Here is a 512-nt window from a genome sequence, read left to right as displayed (position 1 = left end):
TACAACAATTTTTAACGAGTTTCAAAATCCATAGGATCAAATTTATACAGAAAGTCAGAAAAACAGCTAAGAACATTAATAGGCACGTTTCAAAATCCATAGGATCAAATTTATACGCTCTCATATCAACTATTTGAGGGCGATATTCTAGGTTTCAAAATCCATAGGATCAAATTTATACAAAACAACTACAATTTAATAATAATTACTTCACAAAGTTTCAAAATCCATAGGATCAAATTTATACGAAATTAAAGGCGGTAGCAAAGTTTATATAGATTTAGGTTTCAAAATCCATAGGATCAAATTTATACATTTGGTTTTTGATAGTTTAGTCGATCAAAATTCTTGTTTCAAAATCCATAGGATCAAATTTATACAAAGCCTGTGGCTTTTGAGCTTTGCTCCGTATCTCATGTTTCAAAATCCATAGGATCAAATTTATACCTTATCTTGCCCTTTAGATTTTTCTAAAGTTGTTTCGTTTCAAAATCCATAGGATCAAATTTATA

At 28.9% G+C, this 512-nt stretch carries 1 CRISPR repeat array.

Annotated features, from left to right (window positions below):
• Positions 1-18: 18 nt before the first annotated feature.
• Positions 19-447: a CRISPR direct-repeat array (repeat unit 30 nt; unit sequence GTTTCAAAATCCATAGGATCAAATTTATAC).
• Positions 448-512: the final 65 nt, after the last annotated feature.

The sequence above is a fragment of the Campylobacter ureolyticus ACS-301-V-Sch3b genome, assembly GCF_000413435.1.
In the GTDB taxonomy this organism is placed as follows: domain Bacteria; phylum Campylobacterota; class Campylobacteria; order Campylobacterales; family Campylobacteraceae; genus Campylobacter_B; species Campylobacter_B ureolyticus_A.
Note: the sequence above shows the minus strand (reverse complement) of the source record. Positions and strands in the feature narration are given on the sequence as shown.